The organism is Lacinutrix sp. WUR7 (assembly GCF_016864015.1).
Classification (GTDB): Bacteria; Bacteroidota; Bacteroidia; order Flavobacteriales; family Flavobacteriaceae; genus Oceanihabitans.
On record NZ_CP045067.1, the window covers coordinates 2,436,990 to 2,458,739 of the forward strand.

Below are 21,750 nucleotides of genomic sequence, written 5' to 3' on the forward strand. Positions count from 1 at the left end.
TCTTGAAATAATAAATCCCCAAAAAAATGGGGATTTATGTCTGAAATAAAAACGGTTTTTAATGTTTTATGAAACGTTTTATTACTGTTTTATTTTCTACTTGAAACTGGATTATATACAAGCCTTCCGAAAAATGAGAAACATCTATTTTGTTTGAAGGTTTCTTGATATGTAGTATTTGTTTTCCTAATAAATCGAAAACTCCTATAGTATCCAACGTTAATTCGGTACTAATATTTAAAGTAGCCGTTGTGGGAATTGGATAAATAGTTATTTGTTTTTCTATTTCGTTAAACGTTTCCACGGATAACTGTACATCAATAACTTCTACATTTACTTCAAAGGTTTCTTGATGTCCAGAACTGTCGGTAACACTAAGTAAAACAGGGTAATTACCTACTGCTGTAAAGGTGTCCAGATTTATGCTTAGCGTAAAATCACAATTGTCTGCAGAGCCATTATCAATATCATTTGCAGTAATGCTCACAGAACTATTTCCTTCTAAATTTACAGTGATGTCTTGCGCAATAGCAGTTGGATTTAAATTATCAATAACATGTACTATGGCTACCCCAGAAGTGGATGCTCCAGCATTGTTTGATACTAATACATCTACATTATTTACACCTAAATCTAAACAGCTAAAACTAATAGTAGATGCTAATGGGTTTCCACCAGTAAAAGCAACGGTACCGCAATCTATAGAATTGCTAAATAACAAATCTTCCGCATTTATAGTCGCGTTTCCAGAAGCATCTAGAAACACATCAAGTGGCGTAGCTAGCACTTCATAGTCAAATGTTATTCCCCAGGAATTTAATGTGCCTACATCTTGAGAAACGCTATCGGATATAAAAATTTCCCAGATTCCAGAGGTGTTTTCACCATCAAATATGGATAATGGATTTTCCGGAATAAACAAACCGTTTATAGTTGGTTCAGAGTCATCACATGCTGTTTCTACATGGTTAACCGCTTCATCATCAAAAGTGGCTAGGATATTATTTCCAAGACATCCATAAGTCGATGCAGGTACTCCTGGACGATCTATTAATGTAGCCGTCGTTCCGCCTGGTGATTTTATAGTTACTATAAGATCTCCCACATACGTGTGAGAAATATCGATATTTACATTAAGGTCTGTAATAATTACATTGTTTGCTACGGTAAAAGTGTCGGTTATACCAGCTATATCACCATCGGGAATACTAAGTGCTGGACTATTAGATAGCGATTCGGTAAGTGGGATAAGTCCAGATCCTCTTATTATTAATTCAGGTGGATTATTCGTAACATTTATTTGTTCCGTATTTGTAGTTGGTGCTCCAGTACAATAATCATTAACATAATAATTTACAGATGTCATACCAACTCCGGTAGCATTTGGGTCAAACGAATACGTCAAGCCATCGCCAGTATCTGTTACACCTGTTCCGCTATAAACACCTCCAGTTGGTAGTCCTCCGGAAAGACCTGTTTGTATGCCAGAAGCCATGCAAATTTCTTCAACAGACTTAAAGCTAGAATAGTTTGTAGGTAAATCAAAAGCCTCTGTTCCATCACTTCTGCTAGAAGATAATCCTTGGGTTGCACTAAAGCCTAAACCTCTTTTAGCGAATGCTTCCCATATTAAACATTGGTAAGCGCCACCATATAAAGTTTGATCTGCCGCTAAAATGGCATCACGACCATCTATAAATCCGGGGCTACAAGGTTGTAATATTAAGCCTTGTGTAACTAAATTTAACGCAATATTATTTCCACTTGTTCCGGTATAAAAATTAGCATCAAAACCTTGGTCTTCTATTAAACTCCAAGTCATATCCCATAACATGGCTGTCCAAACAGAGCCTATACCATGAGGAATAACTTCTGTTTTGATATCGTCATAAGTATGTGGATTCGTTGTTAATAAAGTACTATAAGGGTACGTTCTAATTCCTGAACTGCCAGCAGATCCTCCTAGTAACCATGTTCCTATAGGTCTGGAATCTTCACCAGTATCTCCAGGTTTCATTGTTAAAAGCAAGCCATAGAAATCACTCCAGCCTTCTCCCATTTGTTCTGTGTTTGCAAGACATCCTACTAAAGAACCTCCAGTTAACCGATTGGAAATACCATGTCCGTATTCATGAATGATTACTCCATTATCTATATCACTATCTCTAGAATTGCAAACATGCATACGCATGGTAGGATTCGTACCGTCTACAGGTGTCGAGAAAAACGCATTACAGCTCGAACTTCCATCTTGTGCTTGGGCATTTACGGAGTCTCCTCCTAATCCTGCATTACCATAATTATTTTCTTGAAAATTACCAGCTGCTTCATCAAAACCATATTCATAAAGTACATCATGTACAATGTTATTCCAATAAAACAAATTGGTAAGGATTGCATTTTCAGATTGATCTCCAGCCGAATAAGTCGTATTTAGAGGAAAGTCGAAAATTAAATTCCCTCCAGGACTATATGCATATTTGTCATCTGGTAAATTGTTAGCATCATCATCGTCATAGGCGCTTACATTATTTCCAACAGTAGATGTAAATTCAGCTCCTTCAACACCATTTGTATCGTGCCATCCAAATGGAGAAGCAGATACATTTTCGGGGTTTGTCACAAGTGTTCTGGTTCCATAATTTGGCGATTCCGTAGGCATAGCATACACGTTGTAAGTCGCAGTAGGTGCAAATGGTATGGGTGTGGAATAATTATTTAAACTAGAATGAATCTCTTTAATAGGGCCAATAAAATCAGCATGATTTATAGTAGAACTGCTAGTTGTGTGTTCTTTATGATCTCCTAAAATATTACAAGATGTTGTTAAGTTATCTTTATCTATAATAATTCCTGATGCAGCATCTACGCGAAAAACCCACCAATCGGATGATTCTTTTTCAGCAATAGAAAGTTCCCAAACCATAGTTGTACCAATATCTTTTTGTAAGTAATACATTAACTTAACGGGAATGTTTTTCAAAGAAATTCCGGCTTTATTATAAATGGCTTTTTTATTTATTCCTCCTAAACTTTCAATAGTTTCTAATTTGTCTAAAGAATAATGCATTTGATTGGCAACTGAAGTAATTACTTGACTCGCATTAAGAGCTACCGTTTTATTAAGGACAGTAGATGGAATATTTTCTATAAAATTATTATGCAATATTATGACTGTTCCAGACGCGTCAAAATGAATGCTGGATTCTGTTCCTTTTACTTCAATACCATCTATAGCTTGTCTTAAATATATATGTCTGATACCCGTTTTTTTACTAACATATTCGTTAGTTATAACATAATTATTGCTTTTCTGCGTAATTAATGTTTCTAAAGAAATTGAAGATTTTTCAATGGAAATTTTTTGATTTGGCTTTTGTTGAGCAAGGAGTACATTCGTCACCATACAGATGATTACGAAGAATCGTGTAGTGTTTTTCATTCAAGTAAATTTAATTAATAGCCTTATAAAGGTATATTAATTTTTTGATAATCAATAAGTTGATTTTGGTAAATGAAAAAAAATATAAATGTTTTTCTGAAATTATTAGAGTCTGTAGTGTATGTGTACTTGTTAATAGAACACAGGTAGTACTAGAATTTAATACAATGATTTAGGTGAAGGCTTATTTTAAAAAGTACTTTATGGAGACAATAAAAAGGATAAAACATATAAAAGCTACTAAAACCCAAATGCTTCCTTTGTAATGTTGTTTGTGTAGTTTTAAATCTTTTCTGTAGGTGTATGTAATGGCTATAATAAATGCGATTGCAAATAAAATTCCGAAAACGATTTGACCATTACTAAACATATCTCTATTTTTATGCAAAATTAAGAAACAAAACCATAAGATTTCCGTTTTCACGGAAATGAAAAATAATTTTTTTATGAAAAATAAAATGGAAGCAGTAAAAGTTTTTCACACAGCTTTTAAAATAGGACATAGAGAAACACCAAAAGCCGATTTAGGAAAAGATAAAAACACCCTTCGTTTTAATTTAATGCAAGAGGAAAACGAAGAATACTTTGAAGCTGCTAATAATAATGATTTAGTAGAGGTAGCAGATGCTTTAGGAGATATGTTATATATACTTTGTGGTACTATTATAGAGCATGGTATGCAATATAAAATTGAAGAGGTTTTTAACGAAATACAACGAAGTAATATGAGTAAACTTGGGGAAGACGGACAGCCAATTTACAGAGAAGATGGTAAGGTGCTTAAAGGCCCTAATTATTTTAAACCTAATATTTCTGAAATATTAGATAAGTAAAAAAAAGCAACCCAACGGGTTGCTTTTTTTTACTCTTTTTTACTTTTTATTTAACAGCAACACGCCAATCGTGCTGATCTTCTGCTTTGTTATATTGTATATCCATTAATTTTCGTTTGAAAATAGTAGAATAAGAATCGGCATTTAGTTCTGGTAATTCATATACTTCTTCAGCATGTTCAAAAGCTGAAATCGGACTAATAACTGCAGCAGTTCCAGTTCCAAAAATTTCTTTTAAAGATCCGTCTTTGGAAGCGGTTTTTAATTCGTCTACCGAAATAGGTCGAATTTCAACTTCTACATTGTTATCTTTTGCTAATTGTATAATACTCTTTCTTGTAATTCCATCTAAAATACGATCACTTGTAGGTGCTGTTACTAGTTTGTCGTTTATTCTAAAAAACACATTCATGGTACCAGCTTCTTCTAAGTATTTATGCGTACTAGCATCTGTCCAAATAATTTGTTGGTATCCTTGTTCTTGTGCTAAAGCTGTAGGGTAAAACTGCGCAGCATAATTACCAGCAGCTTTTGCATAACCAACACCACCATCTGCAGAACGACTATATTTTTCGGCTATTAAAACACGAACTAAACCAGAGTAATATGCTTTAACTGGGGAACAAATAATCATAAATTTGTATTCGCTAGCAGGTGCCGCAGAAATTGCAGGCTCTGTCGCAATTACAAAAGGCCTTATATATAAAGCATTACCATCTCCTTTTTTAGTCCAATCTTGGTCTAAACCAACTAAAGTACTTAGTCCTTCCATAAAATATTTTTCCGGAAATTCTGGCATAGCTAATCGTTTAGCCGACTCGTTAATACGTTTAAAGTTTTCTAAAGGTCTAAATAACCAAACTTTATTATTATCGTCTTTAAATGCTTTCATTCCTTCAAAAACCGCTTGGCCATAATGAAATACTCGAGCCGAAGGATCCAGTGTTAATGCTTGGTAAGGTTTTATTTTTGGGGTTTGCCATTCGCCATTTACAAAATCACACTCAAACATATGATCCGAAAATTCGCGACCAAAAGCTAAATTTTCAAAATCAACGCTATCTATTCTTGATTTGTCTACTTTTACTATATCCATTTTGTTTGCAATTGTTTATTCATGCTAAAAAACATGTATTAAGAAACAAAAATACAGAATAATAGTGGTATAAAAAAGATTAATTATTTTTTAAAAAGTACTATCTTTATGGCCAATTATAAATAGAAATTTAATAAACAAAATGAAGAAATATTTACTAATTACCATGCTTTTAACGATGTTTGTTGCATGTAAAAGCGAAGAGAAAAAAGAGGAAACAGTAATAGAAGAAACCAAAGAAATCACCTATAAGTCTTTTGGTGAAGAAATTATAGCAGATGATGCTATTACTGCAATTTCTATGGCAGAACATTATAAAACCATGAAAGTTGGAGATAGTATAAACTCTAAAATGATTGCAAAAGTAGATGAAGTTTGTCAAGCAAAAGGTTGTTGGATGAAATTGGATTTAGGGAATGGAGAAGAAGTTATGGTTAAATTTAAGGACTATGGTTTTTTTATGCCTAAAAATATTGCAGGACAAGAAGTAATTGTAAATGGTAAAGCGTATGTAAACGAAGTGCCTGTTGAAGAACTTCGTCATTATGCTGAAGATGCAGGGAAATCTGCGGAAGAAATCGCAAAAATCACAGAATCCAAAAAAACGTACTCTTTTGAAGCAGATGGCGTTTTACTTGTAGAAGAAGAATTATAAATGAAACAGTTACTTTGGTTTTTTTGTTTTGCTTTTTTATTAAGCTGTAATTTGAAAGAAAAACAAGTCGAAAAAAAAGAAAAAAAGGTGTATGATATGTATGAGTCATCAGAAATGGCAATACTTATGAACCAAATGTATGCACATAATTTAAAGATTAAAAAGGAAATTATTGCAGGTAAAATACCAACAGAATTTCCATTAGATTTTTTAAAAATTCATACGGCAGAACTTTCCGATTTTAAATATAGAAATGAAAATTTTCAAGCATTTTCTACGCTCTTTGTTGCGGCAGAAAAAGATGTTTTCAATGCAGCATCTAATACGCCCATTGAGGATAGATTTAATAACGCTGTAGGAATGTGTATTTCTTGTCATCAAACCGAATGCACAGGTCCAATACCAAGAATTAAAAAACTACTAATTAAATAGTTCTTTTTTGAAACGGAACATTATAATTACAGAAGACGGTTCTACAACCATACACATTCCTGAATGGAATGAACAATACCATTCTACACATGGAGCAATACAAGAAGCGCAACACGTGTATATACAAAATGGTTTACAGCATTATAGAGAGGAAAACAAGGCAGAAAGTATATCGATATTAGAAATAGGCTTTGGTACTGGATTGAATGCCTTTATGACATTGTTGGAAGCCGAAAAACAAAATCTTATTATAAAGTATAAAGGAGTGGAGGCTTTTCCTGTTTCTGCGGAAGAGCTAGAACAACTTAATTATGTGGGGCAATTAAATGCTTCCGATAAGAAATTCGTTTTTAATAAACTACATGAAATTCCTTGGGAAGCCGAAACAAAAATCACCAATAACTTTCAACTGATTAAAGAGCAAAAAGATTTTTCAGAAATAAACGAAAAAGAAGCTTTTAATATTATTTATTTTGATGCTTTTGGTGCAGAATTGCAACCAGAATTATGGACAGAAGAAATATTTAAAAGTATGTATAATGCTTTAAAGAAAAACGGAGTATTAGTAACGTATGCTGCTAAAGGAACTGTTAAAAGAGCATTGCGTAGTGTAGGCTTTGATTTAAAGAGATTACCAGGTCCTCCAGGAAAAAGGCACATGTTAAGAGCAACAAAACAACCTGTAATAATTAATTAGTACCAACTAAGGTATCCCTTTTTTTACATTGCGAATAGTAGTGGTCATACATTGCCGTTATTGTATTGTAAAAGGAGATTTTATTTTTATAATTAACAATATATTTACAGCTTCCTTCTAATTCTACTAACTTTTGAAAAGCTAAAATTAAAGTGGATTTATCTTCTTTAAGCATATCGAATGCTGTTAATATATTCCAGTAATTAATTACATTATAATTGCTTACATCATTATTTATGGATTTTTTAGTTTCAGAAATAACATATGCTGCAAAACTAAAGTGATCCTTTGTTACCGTTTTCTTTTTCTCCGGATTGTAAGAGAAAAAGTCCGTTTCAAAATTTTCAAAACTTAGGGTGTTTGTAGCTTGACTAAAACTTGTAGCTATACACGTGAATGCAACTAAAAATGTGAATATAAATTTCATTGGTCTCTCTAAAAATTTAAAGCTTACTCTAAAAATTTAATTGTGAAAATATACCTTCTAATAATAAAATGAAAAGTAATGGATTATTAAGTTTTAATTATTCGATAAAAAGCTAATTTATTCGATTTTAAATAATTAGAACGCTGGTAGTTATTGCTTTAAAAAATATTACGCAAAAATATAGCCACACTAAAAAGTATGGCTGTATTTAAAAAAAAGTATGTTATTTAAGCTTTCTTAGCTTTAATAGTGATTTTTAATTCCATATCATCATTAATAAACTTGTCACCAAGGTTATCAAAAACAGATTTAGAACCATAGTTAATTCCCCATTGCGTTCTGTCAATAGTAAAGGCATCACTAGAAATTGTCATAATATCACCTTCATTAGTAATAGTAACAGGAAAAGTAACATTATGCTTGTTTCCTTTTAACGTTAAGTTACCAGAAAGCATTGTCTTACCACCTTCAGCAGCTTGCGTTCCTGTAATTTCAAATGCTCCAGTAGGAAATTTGTTTACATCAAAAAAGTCACCTTCTTTTCCTGCAACAGTACCCATTAAGTGCGCTTCCAAATTCTTTTTTTGATCTCCTTCAACATCTGTAGCGCTTATAGATTTCATGTTAATTAAAAAAGTTCCACTTTGTAAAGCTCCATTGTCTGCATGAAATATACCACTTTCAATGTTTACAGTACCATTGTGTGTTCCTGTTGGTTTAAAACCTTTCCACTCAATGGTAGATTCAGATACATTTGCAACATATTTTGCCGTTGTACTTTCGCTAACAGCAGCCGCTTCCGCATCACTTGTACTAGCTTCTTTTGCTTTTTTACAACCTATAACTGCTGTACATAATGCAACAACAGTAAAAATATTTAAAATTTGTTTTTTCATAATATTTATTTTGTTTTTAGTGTTAAGTGACAAAAATACAAATTGTTAGTGTAGTTAAAGAAGAAAATACATAAAAAAAAGGCAATGACATTTTGACATTTTTATAATAATGGCAGTACTTTTGCCATCTGTTAAAAGTATTTATAAAAACTAGGTACTACGATGAGCAAGAAAAATAAAGAAGAAATTATAGAAGAACAAGCAGCAGCAGAAACACAAGAACTATCTGTTGAAGAGCAACTACAAGAGGAAGTAAAACAAGAAAAAGATAAATTTTTACGTCTTTTTGCAGAGTTTGAAAATTATAAAAAACGAACATCTAAAGAACGTATAGAGTTATTTAAGACGGCAAGTCAGGATGTTATGGTGTCATTATTACCTGTTTTAGATGATTTTGAACGTGCGTTAAGTCATATTGACGACGATAAGGAAGCCGAAGAACTTCGTAAAGGGGTGAATTTAATTTATCAAAAATTACTTTCTACACTAGAGCAAAAAGGTTTGACAGCTATATCTGTAAAAAAAGGAGATGTGTTTGATGCAGATTATCTTGAAGCAATCACACAAATTCCTGCGCCTACAGACGATTTAAAAGGAAAAGTAATTGATGTAGTTGAAAAAGGATACAAATTAGGAGAGAAAGTAATACGTTTTCCAAAAGTAGTAATAGGACAATAAGAATAATTAATTAAAAAAATCCTTTTTTTTTGGAAGGATTTAAGAATAGGAATGGCAAAAAAAGATTATTACGAAATATTAGGAGTAAGCAAAAGTGCTACTGCAGCTGAGATAAAAAAGGCATACCGAAAAATGGCTTTAAAATTTCATCCAGATAAAAATCCAGATGATAAAGACGCAGAATCTAAATTTAAAGAAGCAGCTGAAGCTTACGAGATTTTAAGTAATGCTGACAAAAAAGCACGCTACGACCAATTTGGACATCAAGCATTTGATGGTTCCGGAGGTTTTGGAGGTGGAAGCGGTGGTATGAATATGGATGACATATTCAGCCAGTTTGGTGACATCTTTGGAGGTTTTGGAGGAGGCGGAGGCTTCTCTGGAGGTTTTGGTGGTCAACAGCAACGTAGAGTTAAAGGAAGCAACCTTAGAGTTCGCCTTAAACTTACTCTAGAAGAAATTGCTAATGGCGTAGAAAAGAAAATTAAAGTAAAACGTAAAGTCCAAGCAGAAGGTACTACCTATAGAACGTGTCCTACTTGTAATGGTTCTGGTCAAATTACTAGAGTTACAAATACTATTTTAGGAAGAATGCAAACAGCAGCCACTTGTACAACTTGTGGTGGAGCAGGACAAACGATAGATAAAAAACCAGCAGAAGCAGATGCACATGGTTTAATAAGCAAAGAAGAAACGGTTTCTATTAAAATTCCAGCAGGAGTTGTAGACGGTATGCAACTTAAAGTAGCAGGAAAAGGAAATGAAGCACCAGGAAATGGAATTTCTGGAGACATGTTAGTTGCTATAGAAGAGCAAGATCATGAAACGTTACAGCGTGAAGGAGATAATTTACATTATGATATGTATATAAGCCTTCCAGATGCAGTTCTTGGTACATCTAAAGAAATAGATACGGTAACAGGAAAAGTGCGTATTAAAGTAGATGCAGGAGTACAATCAGGTAAAATTTTACGCTTACGCGGAAAAGGAATACCAAGTATTAATGGTTATGGAAAAGGAGACTTACTAGTACATGTAAATGTCTGGACACCAAAAACCCTGAATAAGCAACAAAAAGACTTTTTTGAATCTATGCGTGATGACGAACATTTTTCGCCTAAACCAGAGAGCACAGATAAATCTTTTTTTGAAAAAGTAAAAGATATGTTTTCTTAATAAAAAAACGATATTATATATAAGAAATCCACTTTTTAAGTGGGTTTTTTTTTGTTAAATGGTAACAAATCTATTTCTATTAACATTTATTTAGCAAAAAATAGTATATTTGGTTTATCGCTAATTTATTTTAGCGGTAATTTTTCTTTTTCATAGCAATTTTTTCCCATCCTTTCACTTTTAGTAAAAGGGTGGGTTTTGTTTTTATGCAGAACCTATATCTGTATTTCATTAACAACAAAAGAAAATTGTTGTCATAAATCATAAAACGCTTTTTTTTGCATAAACGCTTCTTCCTATCTTTAATTTATGGGTAATGCATGCTATTTCTCTTGTAACATTTTCTATATTTACAAGTCTTATATATTATCAAAACAGTTACTAAATATTAAATATGAAAAACCTCTTAGAAGCACATGCAGTTTCTAAAAATTTTGGAGATTTTAAAGCATTAAATAACGTGTCTATTTCCGTTCCTAAAGGAAGTATTTTTGGTCTACTAGGACCAAATGGAGCTGGAAAAACAACATTAATACGTGTAATAAACCAAATAACAATGCCAGATTCTGGTCATGTTATTTTAGATGGTGAACCTTTGCAATCCCATCATGTACAAAATATTGGCTATTTGCCAGAAGAACGTGGTTTGTATAAATCTATGAAAGTAGGTGAGCAAGCATTGTACTTGGCACAATTAAAAGGATTAAGCAAAGCAGAAGCAAAAAAAAGATTAAATTATTGGTTTGATCGTTTAGAGATAGGGGATTGGTGGAACAAAAAAATTCAAGAACTTTCTAAAGGAATGGCTCAAAAAATACAGTTTGTAGTTACTGTTTTACACGAACCGAAACTATTGATTTTTGATGAGCCTTTTTCAGGATTTGATCCTATTAACGCAAATTTAATTAAAGACGAAATTTTACGCTTAAAAGATAATGGAGCAACCGTAATTTTTTCTACACATAGAATGGAATCTGTTGAAGAATTGTGTGATCATATTGCGCTAATCCATAAATCTAACAAAATATTAGATGGTAAATTAACAGATATAAAAAGACAATTTAAAACCAATACCTTTGAAGTTGGTATAAAAGCAGCAGACAAAGTAGCACTTGCCGAAACTATTTCACAAAAATTTGATACATCACTTACCGATTTTAGATCTTTAAACGATGAATTAAAACTAAATATAAAGCTTTCAGAAAACCAAACTTCCAATGATTTGTTGAGCTATTTAACAAGTAAAGGAGAAGTTTCTCACTTTGTAGAAGTCATACCAAGTGCTAACGATATTTTTATTCAAGCAGTAAAGAATAACTAATTTATGAACCATTTACCACTTATTATAAAACGCGAGTATTTAACAAAAGTTAAAAACAAATCGTTTATTATTATGACTATTTTAAGTCCTATTATCATGATAGCGCTTATTGCAGTTGTAGCTTATTTATCACAATTAAATAATAATAAAACACGAATTATTTCTGTTTTAGACGAATCAGAATTAGTTACAGATATTTTTCAAAACGAAGAACATACAAAATATAATATACTTAATAATGTTTCTTTAGCGGATGCTAAAACTATAGTTGAAGAAGCAGAAACCTATGGGTTATTATATATTCCAAAACAAGACAGTATAGATGCATTGGTGAAGCATATTAAGTTTTACTCTAAAGAAACACCGTCATTATCTGTAATATCTGGATTAGAAAGCAAATTAGAAAACCGATTAAGAGATGTTAAATTACAAGAGCAAGGTATCGATTTAGATAAACTTACCGCATCAAGAACCAGTGTTAATATTGCACAAGAAAGTTTTATTGGTGAAAAAACATCGAAATTAGATAGCTATTTTAAATTAGGTTTTGGTTTAGCAGCTGGTTACTTATTATTCATGTTTATTATTATTTATGGTAACATGATTATGCGAAGTATTATTGAAGAAAAAACAAGTAGAATTATTGAAATAATTATTTCTTCGGTAAAACCAATACAATTAATGCTAGGCAAAATTATTGGGACTTCTTTAGCAGGAATCACTCAGTTTGTTATCTGGCTTATTATAGGAAGTATTTTAATGACCGTAGTTTCTGCTGTTTTGGGAATAGACTTAATGCAACAAACACCACAAAATGAAATGTTGCAGCAAGCGATGGAAAACCCGGAAGCTGCAGTAGAAATACAAAATGCAATGGCAGCTTTTTATAACTTACCAATAGGAAACTTAATCATCGCATTTATCTTGTTTTTTATAGGAGGTTATTTATTATACAGTTCGTTATATGCCGCAATTGGAGCAGCAGTAGATAACGAAACCGATACACAACAGTTTATGTTACCTATTATAATGCCATTAGTTTTGGCTGTTTATATTGGTATATTTACGGTAATAGAAGATCCTCATGGTACGGTTTCAACAATATTTTCGTTTATACCATTTACCTCTCCAGTAGTGATGCTAATGCGTATTCCTTTTGGTGTACCCATTTGGCAACAAGTACTTTCTTTTTTACTATTAGTTGGTACCTTTATGTTGACTGTTTGGTTTGCAGCAAAAATTTACAGAGTTGGTATTTTAATGTATGGTAAAAAACCGAGTTATAAAGAGCTTATAAAGTGGATTAAGTATTAATATGAAAGAAATTAAAAACATACTGGGTAAATCTATTCAAATCTCTAAAGATGTAGAGATTAGTGTGCAAAATATTTTAATTTTACTTTTAGTCTTACTATTTGCAACCGTATTTTTAAGACTTCTTAGAAGGCTAATAAGTAGAAAATTACCTAGTGACGATAAGTTAAAATTCAAAGCTGTTTTTTCTTATGCAACATGGTTTAGTTATGTCATTATTGTTTTGGTAACATTACATACTGTTGGAGTTAATGTTACTGGGATTTTTGCAGCATCTGCCGCTTTATTAATTGGTATTGGTTTAGCCTTACAAACCCTTTTTCAAGATATCATTTCCGGTGTATTTATTTTAATAGATCAATCTGTTCATGTTGGAGATATTATTGAATTAGACGGAAAAATTGGTCGTGTAGAAGAAATTAAATTACGTACCACAAGAGCAGTAACTATAGACAATAAAGTGTTGGTAATACCAAATCATTTATATTTAACTAATAGTTTGTATAATTGGACTCAAAACGGAACAACAACTCGGGAGAGTGTGGATGTTGGTGTGGCTTATGGTAGTGATGTACAATTGGTAAAACGTTTGCTTATAGAAGCCGCAAAAGGCCATAAAGATGTTTTAGAATTTCCAGGACCAGCAGTATTATTTATGGATTTTGGAGATAGTTCTCTAAATTTTAAAATTGCTTTTACGCTAAATGATAGTTTTAATGCAAGGATTCCAAAAAGTGATATTCGTTTTGAAATTGACAGACTATTTAGAGAAAACAATGTATCTATTCCTTTTCCACAAAGAGATATTCATATTATTCAGAAATAAAAAAAATAAAGATGCCGAAAATATTAGTAATAGAAGATGAAGCTGCAATTAGAAGAGTATTAGTAAAAATTCTTTCCGAAGAAAATGATACCTATCAAGTAGAAGAAGCGGAAGATGGTTTAGTAGGAATCGAAAAGATTAAGAAAGAAGATTATGACTTAGTGCTTTGCGATATTAAAATGCCAAAAATGGATGGTGTGGAAGTATTAGAAGCAGTTAAAAAAATAAAGCCAGAAACACCAATGGTTATGATTTCTGGTCATGGCGATTTAGATACTGCTGTAAATACGATGCGTCTTGGGGCTTTTGATTATATCTCAAAACCGCCAGATTTAAATCGTTTATTAAATACCGTTCGTATTGCGTTAGATAGAAAAGAGCTTGTTGTAGAAAACAAAATGCTGAAAAAGAAAGTAAGCAAGAATTATAAAATGATAGGAGAGAGTGACGCTATTTCTCATATCAAAGAAATTATAGAAAAGGTAGCACAAACAGATGCTCGTGTTTTAATTACTGGTCCAAATGGTACCGGAAAAGAACTCGTTGCACATTGGTTACACCAAAAAAGCCAACGTTCTAAAGGTGCAATGATAGAGGTGAATTGTGCTGCAATACCTAGCGAACTTATAGAAAGTGAACTTTTCGGACATGTAAAAGGCGCTTTTACAAGCGCAAACAAAGACAGAGCAGGAAAATTTGAAGCTGCAAATGGAGGTACCATCTTTTTAGATGAAATAGGAGATATGAGTCTTTCTGCGCAAGCAAAAGTTTTACGTGCATTACAAGAAAGTAGAATTCAAAGAGTTGGTAGTGATAAAGACATTAAAGTAAATGTTAGAGTAGTAGCTGCAACAAACAAAAATTTAAAAAAGGAAATAGAAGAAGGTAGATTTCGTGAAGATTTATACCACAGACTAGCAGTCATTCTTATAAAAGTTCCTGCTTTAAATGAAAGAAGAGATGATATTCCGTTATTGATAGAATATTTTTCTAAAAAGATAGCAGACGAACAAGGTACAGCGCAAAAAAACTTTTCAGCGAAAGCGATAAAATTATTACAAGAATATGATTGGACAGGAAACATTCGTGAATTACGTAATGTGGTAGAGCGTTTAATTATTCTTGGTGAAAAAGAAGTAAGCGAGAAAGATGTAAAAATGTTTGCGAGTAAGTAAAATAAAAAAGAATTTCAACATAAAACAAGACACTAATGATTTAGTGTCTTGTTTAGTTTAGCATCAAATGTATTAATAATATGTTCTACCTCAATTGGTATCTGGTTATCTTCCACCCAAGTATGTATATCTCCTAAATAATGCATGCCTAAATAGTTTGCAGATGCTACAAAAGGCATATTAAAACCTTTTATTATATCATTACTATTACTCGTACTTATCATAGCCATGTTTTTACCACGTAGTTGTCTTCCTAAATCTTTTTCTGTTCTAATAACATCTGAAATACGATCAAAAAAAGCTTTCATAATGCCGCTCATAGTATACCAATACACAGGAGTTGCAAAAATAATAGTGTCATAGTTTGTAATAACTTCTGTTATGACATCCATGAAATCATCCACTGCATTTTTATACTCATAATCATATTGACCAATAACCTTTGTGTTTAAATCAATAACATCATAGTTCGATTTTGATACAAGATGATTCACAATTTTATAGGTGTCACCAAAACTTCTAGAGCTTCCTTGAAGTATTACAATTTTATGCATTATCCTTAAATTTATTAAGCTAAGAAATGACTTTGATAAGAATAAATGGCTAATTTCTAATAGAAACAATTAATGGTAAAACAGAAAATATTGATGTGTTTTAAAAAGGAACAAAATTAAGGGTGCGTTATATTTTAAAACTCACACTCACACCAGTTTGTATATCAGGACTGTTATTTACGGTAAGATCTTGTTGTAAATAAATAGTGGTAGAAACCTTTCTGGTAAAAGAATATAACAAGGTCCAATAATTATTGTTTTTATATAAGTTGGTAGTCCCAATTCCCCAAGCTTCATGTACATCTGGATGACGAATAGGAATTATATAATCCAACTCCTCCCTTTTATTTAAGCTAGTTTGTATATAAAAATCTAATCCTATAGAATGAGTAGATCCTTTTTTGGATACAAAATTATACTCTAAAGCACTTTCTAAAAAAGCAAGATAATCATTGGTTCCAAATGCGACGTTATCTTTTTTTAAGTCAATAGCATTTTTTCTTATGGCACCAATACCTGTACCTATTTGTGCGTAGTTACCGTTTTTAAATGGAATTTTTTTGATAGCATTTACAGATACACCTAAGTCTATTGATGTATTATATTTCGATAGATTAGTACCAAGATGAGAACCAATATTCATAAAAAAACTTTTGTTTTTATTTATTAACCATTCCGGATAATAATAGTACGTAGTTTCTATTCCGCTTAAAAAAATGTCGTTTTTTTCTAGTTCTACAGTATTACCATTTCTATCGGTGTATTTAATTCCTGCTTCATTTAACTTGAAAACTTTTCTATCAAAAGGATCTTCTCCTCCTGCAATTTTGCTGTGAAAATCTTCAATAAACTTATCGCTTGTAAAAAAAGAAAGCGGATATTCTCCGTTCGTTAGCATAGCAACGCGTAAAGCAACTACTAATTCTTTATTATCACTTAAATTAAAAGCAACATTAGCTTTAATACTTTTAATGACACCATCTATTTGTAATTGAAAAGTTTCAGCATCTAAGTCTTCTACGTCAAAATGATATTGCGCCAAATCCCAATCGTATTTTCTCGCTTCATTTCTTGTCGCTTCGTCATTTGGAATGTATGTAGTTACTGGAGGTCCCCAAACATTAGCACTTTCTAAACTAATATTAACTACACTATGTTTGGTAGCGTGCGTTTTAAAATTTCCTTGCAATCTTGAAAAAAAGATACCAAAAGGATGCGAAGATAAAATGCTAGGTTTTGTAATTCCGTTTTTTATAGTGGTTGGTATGGAATCTGCGTCTTGCGAAAATGTAATAAAAGGAAATAGTATGAGTAAAGATATGCTTAGGTAAAATGTTTTCATGAAGGTTAATTAGTATGACAATAAAGCTACAATATTTATAATAATCTCGCCTAGAAAATTTTAGACAAATTATATGACAGCTATTTTGTAATAGAATTTCTATTAACCAAAAATATTAATATCTTTAAACTTAACTTAAAATGCCTGTAAAATTGAAAGCAATTAAAATAAACGACTTTAAAATACAATCTCAAATAGATATATCTAAACTAACTACAGCCTATGATTTAGAAGCAGATGAAGACGATGTAAAAGATGAATTAAGAAAGGTAAGACGAAAACTTGGAGAACTACAAGATACCCTTTATGCACATGGTAAATATGCAGTTTTGGTTTGCTTACAAGGAATGGATACTGCAGGAAAAGACAGTTTAATTCGTGAGGTATTTAAAGATTTTAATGCAAGAGGAGTAGTAGTACATAGTTTTAAAGTGCCAACCGAGTTAGAGTTAAAACACGATTTTATTTGGAGACATTACATCGCACTTCCCGCTCGTGGTAAGTTTGGCGTCTTTAATAGAACGCATTACGAAAATGTACTCGTAACTAGAGTGCATCCTAGTTATATTATGGGAGAGCATTTGCCTCATGTAAATTCTGTAGAAGATATAGACGATGCTTTCTGGAATACACGCTTTGAGCAAATAAATAATTTTGAAAAGCATATTGCAGAAACCGGAACCATCATTTTTAAATTCTTTTTGAATTTATCTTTAGACGAACAGAAAAACCGGTTACTACGTCGTTTAGATAAACCATCTAAAAACTGGAAATTCTCTCCAGGCGATTTAAAAGAACGTAAACTTTGGGGAGCATACCAAGAATGTTATCAAGATGCTTTAAATAGAACTTCAAAACCACACGCTCCTTGGTTTAATATTCCAGCAGACAATAAACCAACAGCAAGACTTATAGTTGCTCAAATAATGTATGATACCTTAAAGGAGTATACCGATATTAAAGAACCAGAATTAGATGATGCTATAAAAGCAAATATAGCATTGTATAGAGAACAGTTAAGTAAGGAGTAATATCCTTTTATGGGATAGTCCTTTACAATTTACTCGTATTTGATTGTTGCGTTTGCGTATAAATATGTTAAGAATTTTAGGGTAAGATTAAAATAAAAAAAATGAAAGATATATTTGATAAAACGGTTACCGAAGAGGTTTGTAAACGAATTGATTTACTTACCGCTACTTCAGATCGAAAATGGGGGGAAATGACAGTAGACCAAATGTTAGCGCATTGTAATGTTGCTTATGAATCTGTCTATGATAACAAGCACCCAAAACCAAAAGGAATAAAAAAATGGATGCTCAAAACTTTGGTGAAAAATTTTGTTGTAAACGAGAAACCGTATAAAAAAAATGGAAGAACAGCTCCTGAATTTCTTGTAGTAAATGAAAGAGATTTCGAAATAGAAAAAGAGAGATTACATGCATATATAAATAAGACCCAAGAATTAGGAGGTGCTTATTTTGATAATAAAGAAAGTCATTCCTTCGGTAAATTGACAAAAAAAGAGTGGAGTAATATGTTTTACAAACACCTAAATCATCATTTAAATCAATTTGGAGTATGAGTACTACAAGTCACCACGATGCACGAATTGCAAAAATGACATTCGCTTCTGTATATCCGCATTATGTTGAAAAAGTGGAGAAAAAAGCAAGAACCAAAGAAGAACTACATCAAGTAATTCATTGGCTAACGGGTTATAATGAACAAAAAATAGAAGAACTAATAAGCGAAAAAGTAACCTTTGAAACCTTTTTTAAAAACGCAAAATTAAACCCAAATGCAGAATTAATTAAAGGTGTGATTTGTGGTTATAGAATAGAAGATATAGAAAATCAGCTAACCAAAGAAGTACGCTATTTAGATAAATTGGTTGAAGAATTAGCGAGAGGACGAAAAATGGAGAAGATATTGCGAGTAGCATAATTTTTAAAATTTTTAGTTTAATATTAATCCCAACAACAAAATGCAGAAGTCCATTTATTATTTATCGGTTATAGCACTCTTAACCTTTGGTTGCGTTCAGCTAACTTCCGTTCAAGATGTAATACCTAATCACGATAATTTCACCATAAACTCTAGTTTTGTAAACGAAACGCGCGTAATTAATGTGTGGCTTCCGCCAAATTATAAAAATAGTACCGATGCTTTTCCGGTGTTATATATGCCTGATGGCGGAATAAAAGAAGATTTTCCGCATATAGCGAATTCCATAGCCAAACTAGTTGAAAGCAAAAATATTCCGTCAGTAATTCTTGTTGGTATTGAAAATACAGAAAGAGGAAGAGACTTAACAGGTTTTTCGGAAGTGGAAGCAGATGCTGAATATTGTCCGTTAACCGATGGCGCAAAAAACTTTAGAGCATTTATAACCGAAGAATTAATGCTTCAGATAAATACGAAATACAGAACAACTTCTCAAAAAGGTATTATTGGCGAATCCTTAGCTGGTCTTTTTGTTATGGAGACTTTCCTATTACAACCCAACGCATTTGATTTCTATATTGCAATGGATCCTTCCCTTTGGTGGAATAATAACTATCTGGAACAAAATGCTTCCACATACGTAAATGCTTTTCCAAATAAAAAAATCAAACTTTGGTTTGCTGGTTCCGGAGTAGAAGATATTTCCATTCACACCAATAATCTTGCTAAAAGGCTACAACGTAATGCGCCTAGTACCTTAATTTGGAAATATGAAGATGTGCCAAATGAAAAACATAGTACCATTTTTAGAGCTAAAAAAGAACAAGCACTTACTTGGATAATGAATCCAGAGAAATAGCATATAAATTAAGGTTTTATATTTTATTTAAGAATTCTTCATTTATAGAAGTAGTACCTTTAAAACTTGAAATTAGCATCCCTAAAATAATTACACATGAAAAAAATCCTTTTATTTCTTTTCACATTAAGTACCATTACAAGCTATTCGCAAACCGATGAAGAAGTCCTTAGAGAAATTTATACGCAATCTTTAACCAATGGTAAAAGTTATGAGTGGTTAGATTATTTATCTAACCAAATAGGAGGTCGTTTGTCAGGTTCTTTACAAGCAGAATTTGCTGTGCAATGGGGAAAAGAAGAATTAGAAAAACTAGGTTTAGATAAAGTTTGGTTACAAGAAGTAATGGTGCCAAAATGGGTTCGCGGTGCAAAAGAATACGCATATATAGAATCTTCCATAAAGAAAACGACGACCAGTGTTGATATTTGTGCACTTGGTGGTTCTGTAGCAACAAATCCTTTAGGTTTAAAAGCTAAGATTATTGAAGTTCAAAATTTTGAAGAATTAGAAAAGCTTGGAGAAGCTGCAATAAAAGGAAAGATTGTATTCTTCAACCGTCCCATGCAAGAAGATTTAATTAGTACGTTTAATGCGTATGGCGGTTGTGTAAACCAACGGTATAATGGCGCTGTAGAAGCTGAAAAATATGGAGCAGTTGGTGTTATTGTGCGTTCTATGAATATGCGTTTAGACGATTTTCCACATACAGGAAGTATGACCTATGATGATCTTCCTTTAGAAAAACGTATTCCTGCTGCTGCAATAAGTACCAATGGTGCAGAACTCTTAAGCACAGCATTAAAATTAGATGAAAACTTAGAGTTTTATTTCAAACAAAGTTGCTCGCAATTTAAAGATGTACTTTCTTATAATGTCATTGGTGAAATTACAGGAAGTGAGTTTCCTAAAGAGTATTTTGTAGTTGGCGGACATTTAGATTCTTGGGATTTAGGAGATGGATCTCATGATGATGGAGCAGGAGTGGTACAGTCTATGGATGTTTTAAGACTTTTAAAAGCATCTGGAATTAAACCAAAAAGAAGTATTCGTGTTGTTTTATTTATGAATGAAGAAAACGGATTGCGTGGTGGAAATAAATATGCAGAAGAAGCAAAACGAAAAGGAGAAAACCATGTTTTTGCTCTAGAAAGTGATGCCGGCGGATTTACCCCAAGAGGTTTTAGTTTTGATTGTAGCGACGCTAATTTTGACCAAGTATTAAGCTGGAAACCTTTGTTTAAACCATACCTTATTCATTATTTTGAAAAAGGAGGAAGTGGTGCAGATGTTGGGCCATTAAAAAACGATAGTAACGTATTAGCAGGATTACGTCCAGACTCACAACGCTATTTTGATCACCATCATGCCGCTAATGATACTTTTGATGCGGTTAATAAACGGGAACTAGAACTTGGTGCTGCAACCATGACTTCTTTAGTTTACTTGTTTGATAAGTATGGTACAAACCCTCTGCCAAAGCAAAGCGAGATTAAAAATTAATCTAAAAAAAAATAATAGATGCTATTTTATTAACGAATAAAAATAGTATCTGTTTTTTTCATATCCTCTAGCCGTTGCAGTTCTAAAACTAATTGGCTAGCATCCCAATATCCATATTCAAGGACTATTTTTTTATTGATAAATTGATAGGTAATATGAACAGGCATTTCAATTTTTTTATTGTTTTCTAAAAGGTTGCCTTCCCAAATTCCCCAAAAATTCACCCAGTTTTTTCCGTTGTCGTCGGTAACCATTTCAAACTCTCTTCGGTTTTCTTCAAAAGCTCTTGTTAAAAAACTAGAATCATTTCTTTTGTGATATTCTGGTAAACTTTTAGCTGTAAAAAATTGGTCTCTTGTATTGTAATAAACCTTTGCTGTATCTGCATAATTCATCGTTAAGCTATCCCATTTCTGGTAGTCATAATTATTAATAACTGCTTTAACAATGTCAATTTCTGGAGAGTGTTGCGTGTAGCGATTTTTTTTGGTACAGGAAACTATTACAAATAATAGCAGCCCTAGTGCAAGTACATTTTTCATGAAACTAAAATTTAAATTAATAAACCGTTTCCATA

22 protein-coding genes are annotated in these 21,750 nt (G+C 32.2%); 15 read left to right on the forward strand and 7 right to left on the reverse strand.

The window, feature by feature from the left end; translation table 11 throughout:
* Nucleotides 1–58: 58 nt before the first annotated feature.
* On the reverse strand, nt 59–3,442 hold the full coding sequence (locus FG167_RS10570; protein ID WP_239004372.1) for a M36 family metallopeptidase: 3,384 nt from the start codon (nt 3,440–3,442) through the stop codon (nt 59–61).
* A 446-nt stretch (nt 3,443–3,888) separates the two neighbouring features.
* Here FG167_RS10570 and FG167_RS10575 point away from each other — a divergent pair, with 446 nt between their 5' ends.
* Entirely contained in the window at nt 3,889–4,275 is a 387-nt protein-coding gene (locus FG167_RS10575) for a nucleoside triphosphate pyrophosphohydrolase family protein (RefSeq protein WP_203458243.1), read from the forward strand.
* A gap of 46 nt (nt 4,276–4,321) precedes the next feature.
* Here FG167_RS10575 and FG167_RS10580 read toward each other — a convergent pair whose 3' ends face one another.
* Complete coding sequence (locus FG167_RS10580) at nt 4,322–5,371, reverse strand: branched-chain amino acid aminotransferase (RefSeq protein ID WP_203458244.1); 1,050 nt, start codon at nt 5,369–5,371, stop codon at nt 4,322–4,324.
* A 142-nt stretch (nt 5,372–5,513) separates the two neighbouring features.
* Between FG167_RS10580 and FG167_RS10585 the strand changes: the two genes are divergently transcribed.
* From FG167_RS10585 to mnmD, 3 genes are read left to right on the forward strand one after another with little or no spacing between them, the layout of a single operon-like run.
* Nucleotides 5,514–6,026: a DUF4920 domain-containing protein gene (locus tag FG167_RS10585; protein WP_203458245.1), complete on the forward strand. Its 513-nt coding sequence runs from the start codon at nt 5,514–5,516 to the stop codon at nt 6,024–6,026.
* A complete protein-coding gene (locus FG167_RS10590; RefSeq protein ID WP_203458246.1) occupies nt 6,027–6,458 on the forward strand; it encodes a hypothetical protein in 432 nt (143 codons plus the stop codon). It begins immediately after the preceding gene.
* Between the two features lie 7 nt (nt 6,459–6,465).
* Nucleotides 6,466–7,155: a tRNA (5-methylaminomethyl-2-thiouridine)(34)-methyltransferase MnmD gene (gene mnmD / locus FG167_RS10595; RefSeq protein WP_203458247.1), complete on the forward strand. Its 690-nt coding sequence runs from the start codon at nt 6,466–6,468 to the stop codon at nt 7,153–7,155.
* Here mnmD and FG167_RS10600 read toward each other — a convergent pair.
* Nucleotides 7,148–7,582, reverse strand: coding sequence for a hypothetical protein (locus tag FG167_RS10600; RefSeq protein ID WP_203458248.1), 435 nt, complete (start codon nt 7,580–7,582; stop codon nt 7,148–7,150). The genes mnmD and FG167_RS10600 overlap by 8 nt on opposite strands.
* A 227-nt stretch (nt 7,583–7,809) precedes the next feature.
* Complete coding sequence (locus tag FG167_RS10605; RefSeq protein ID WP_203458249.1) at nt 7,810–8,478, reverse strand: YceI family protein; 669 nt, start codon at nt 8,476–8,478, stop codon at nt 7,810–7,812.
* Nucleotides 8,479–8,640: 162 nt separating this feature from the next.
* Here FG167_RS10605 and FG167_RS10610 point away from each other — a divergent pair, with 162 nt between their 5' ends.
* The 6 genes from FG167_RS10610 to FG167_RS10635 all read left to right on the forward strand — a co-directional run bounded on the left by FG167_RS10610 (nt 8,641) and on the right by FG167_RS10635 (nt 14,968).
* Entirely contained in the window at nt 8,641–9,156 is a 516-nt protein-coding gene (locus tag FG167_RS10610) for a nucleotide exchange factor GrpE (RefSeq protein WP_203458250.1), read from the forward strand.
* Between the two features lie 51 nt (nt 9,157–9,207).
* Nucleotides 9,208–10,332: a molecular chaperone DnaJ gene (dnaJ, locus tag FG167_RS10615; protein ID WP_203458251.1), complete on the forward strand. Its 1,125-nt coding sequence runs from the start codon at nt 9,208–9,210 to the stop codon at nt 10,330–10,332.
* A gap of 394 nt (nt 10,333–10,726) precedes the next feature.
* On the forward strand, nt 10,727–11,653 hold the full coding sequence (locus FG167_RS10620) for an ABC transporter ATP-binding protein (protein WP_203458252.1): 927 nt from the start codon (nt 10,727–10,729) through the stop codon (nt 11,651–11,653).
* A gap of 3 nt (nt 11,654–11,656) precedes the next feature.
* Nucleotides 11,657–12,967 (forward strand): ABC transporter permease, encoded by a 1,311-nt coding sequence (locus tag FG167_RS10625; protein WP_203458253.1) that lies wholly within the window; start codon nt 11,657–11,659, stop codon nt 12,965–12,967.
* Nucleotide 12,968: 1 nt separating this feature from the next.
* A complete protein-coding gene (locus tag FG167_RS10630) occupies nt 12,969–13,793 on the forward strand; it encodes a mechanosensitive ion channel family protein (RefSeq protein ID WP_203458254.1) in 825 nt (274 codons plus the stop codon).
* A gap of 11 nt (nt 13,794–13,804) precedes the next feature.
* Nucleotides 13,805–14,968, forward strand: coding sequence for a sigma-54 dependent transcriptional regulator (locus tag FG167_RS10635; protein WP_203458255.1), 1,164 nt, complete (start codon nt 13,805–13,807; stop codon nt 14,966–14,968).
* Nucleotides 14,969–15,000: 32 nt separating this feature from the next.
* On the opposite strand, the gene FG167_RS10640 is transcribed toward FG167_RS10635, so the two are convergent.
* Entirely contained in the window at nt 15,001–15,522 is a 522-nt protein-coding gene (locus FG167_RS10640) for a flavodoxin family protein (protein ID WP_203458256.1), read from the reverse strand.
* A 127-nt stretch (nt 15,523–15,649) separates the two neighbouring features.
* Nucleotides 15,650–16,864 carry a hypothetical protein gene (locus FG167_RS10645; RefSeq protein ID WP_203458257.1) on the reverse strand — a complete coding sequence of 405 codons (1,215 nt, stop codon included), beginning with the start codon at nt 16,862–16,864 and terminating at the stop codon, nt 15,650–15,652.
* 152 nt (nt 16,865–17,016) lie between these two features.
* Between FG167_RS10645 and FG167_RS10650 the strand changes: the two genes are divergently transcribed.
* The 5 genes from FG167_RS10650 to FG167_RS10670 all read left to right on the forward strand — a co-directional run bounded on the left by FG167_RS10650 (nt 17,017) and on the right by FG167_RS10670 (nt 21,173).
* On the forward strand, nt 17,017–17,895 hold the full coding sequence (locus FG167_RS10650; protein WP_370568426.1) for a PPK2 family polyphosphate kinase: 879 nt from the start codon (nt 17,017–17,019) through the stop codon (nt 17,893–17,895).
* A gap of 101 nt (nt 17,896–17,996) precedes the next feature.
* Nucleotides 17,997–18,449, forward strand: a complete 453-nt coding sequence (locus FG167_RS10655; RefSeq protein WP_203458259.1) for a DUF1569 domain-containing protein — start codon at nt 17,997–17,999, stop codon at nt 18,447–18,449.
* Nucleotides 18,446–18,811 (forward strand): DUF2200 domain-containing protein, encoded by a 366-nt coding sequence (locus FG167_RS10660; protein WP_203458260.1) that lies wholly within the window; start codon nt 18,446–18,448, stop codon nt 18,809–18,811. The genes FG167_RS10655 and FG167_RS10660 overlap by 4 nt, the downstream gene beginning before the upstream one ends.
* A 40-nt stretch (nt 18,812–18,851) precedes the next feature.
* Nucleotides 18,852–19,670, forward strand: coding sequence for an alpha/beta hydrolase (locus tag FG167_RS10665; RefSeq protein ID WP_203458261.1), 819 nt, complete (start codon nt 18,852–18,854; stop codon nt 19,668–19,670).
* Between the two features lie 96 nt (nt 19,671–19,766).
* Entirely contained in the window at nt 19,767–21,173 is a 1,407-nt protein-coding gene (locus FG167_RS10670; protein ID WP_203458262.1) for a M20/M25/M40 family metallo-hydrolase, read from the forward strand.
* 29 nt (nt 21,174–21,202) lie between these two features.
* On the opposite strand, the gene FG167_RS10675 is transcribed toward FG167_RS10670, so the two are convergent.
* Nucleotides 21,203–21,715 carry a nuclear transport factor 2 family protein gene (locus FG167_RS10675; protein ID WP_203458263.1) on the reverse strand — a complete coding sequence of 171 codons (513 nt, stop codon included), beginning with the start codon at nt 21,713–21,715 and terminating at the stop codon, nt 21,203–21,205.
* Nucleotides 21,716–21,750 lie beyond the last annotated feature (35 nt).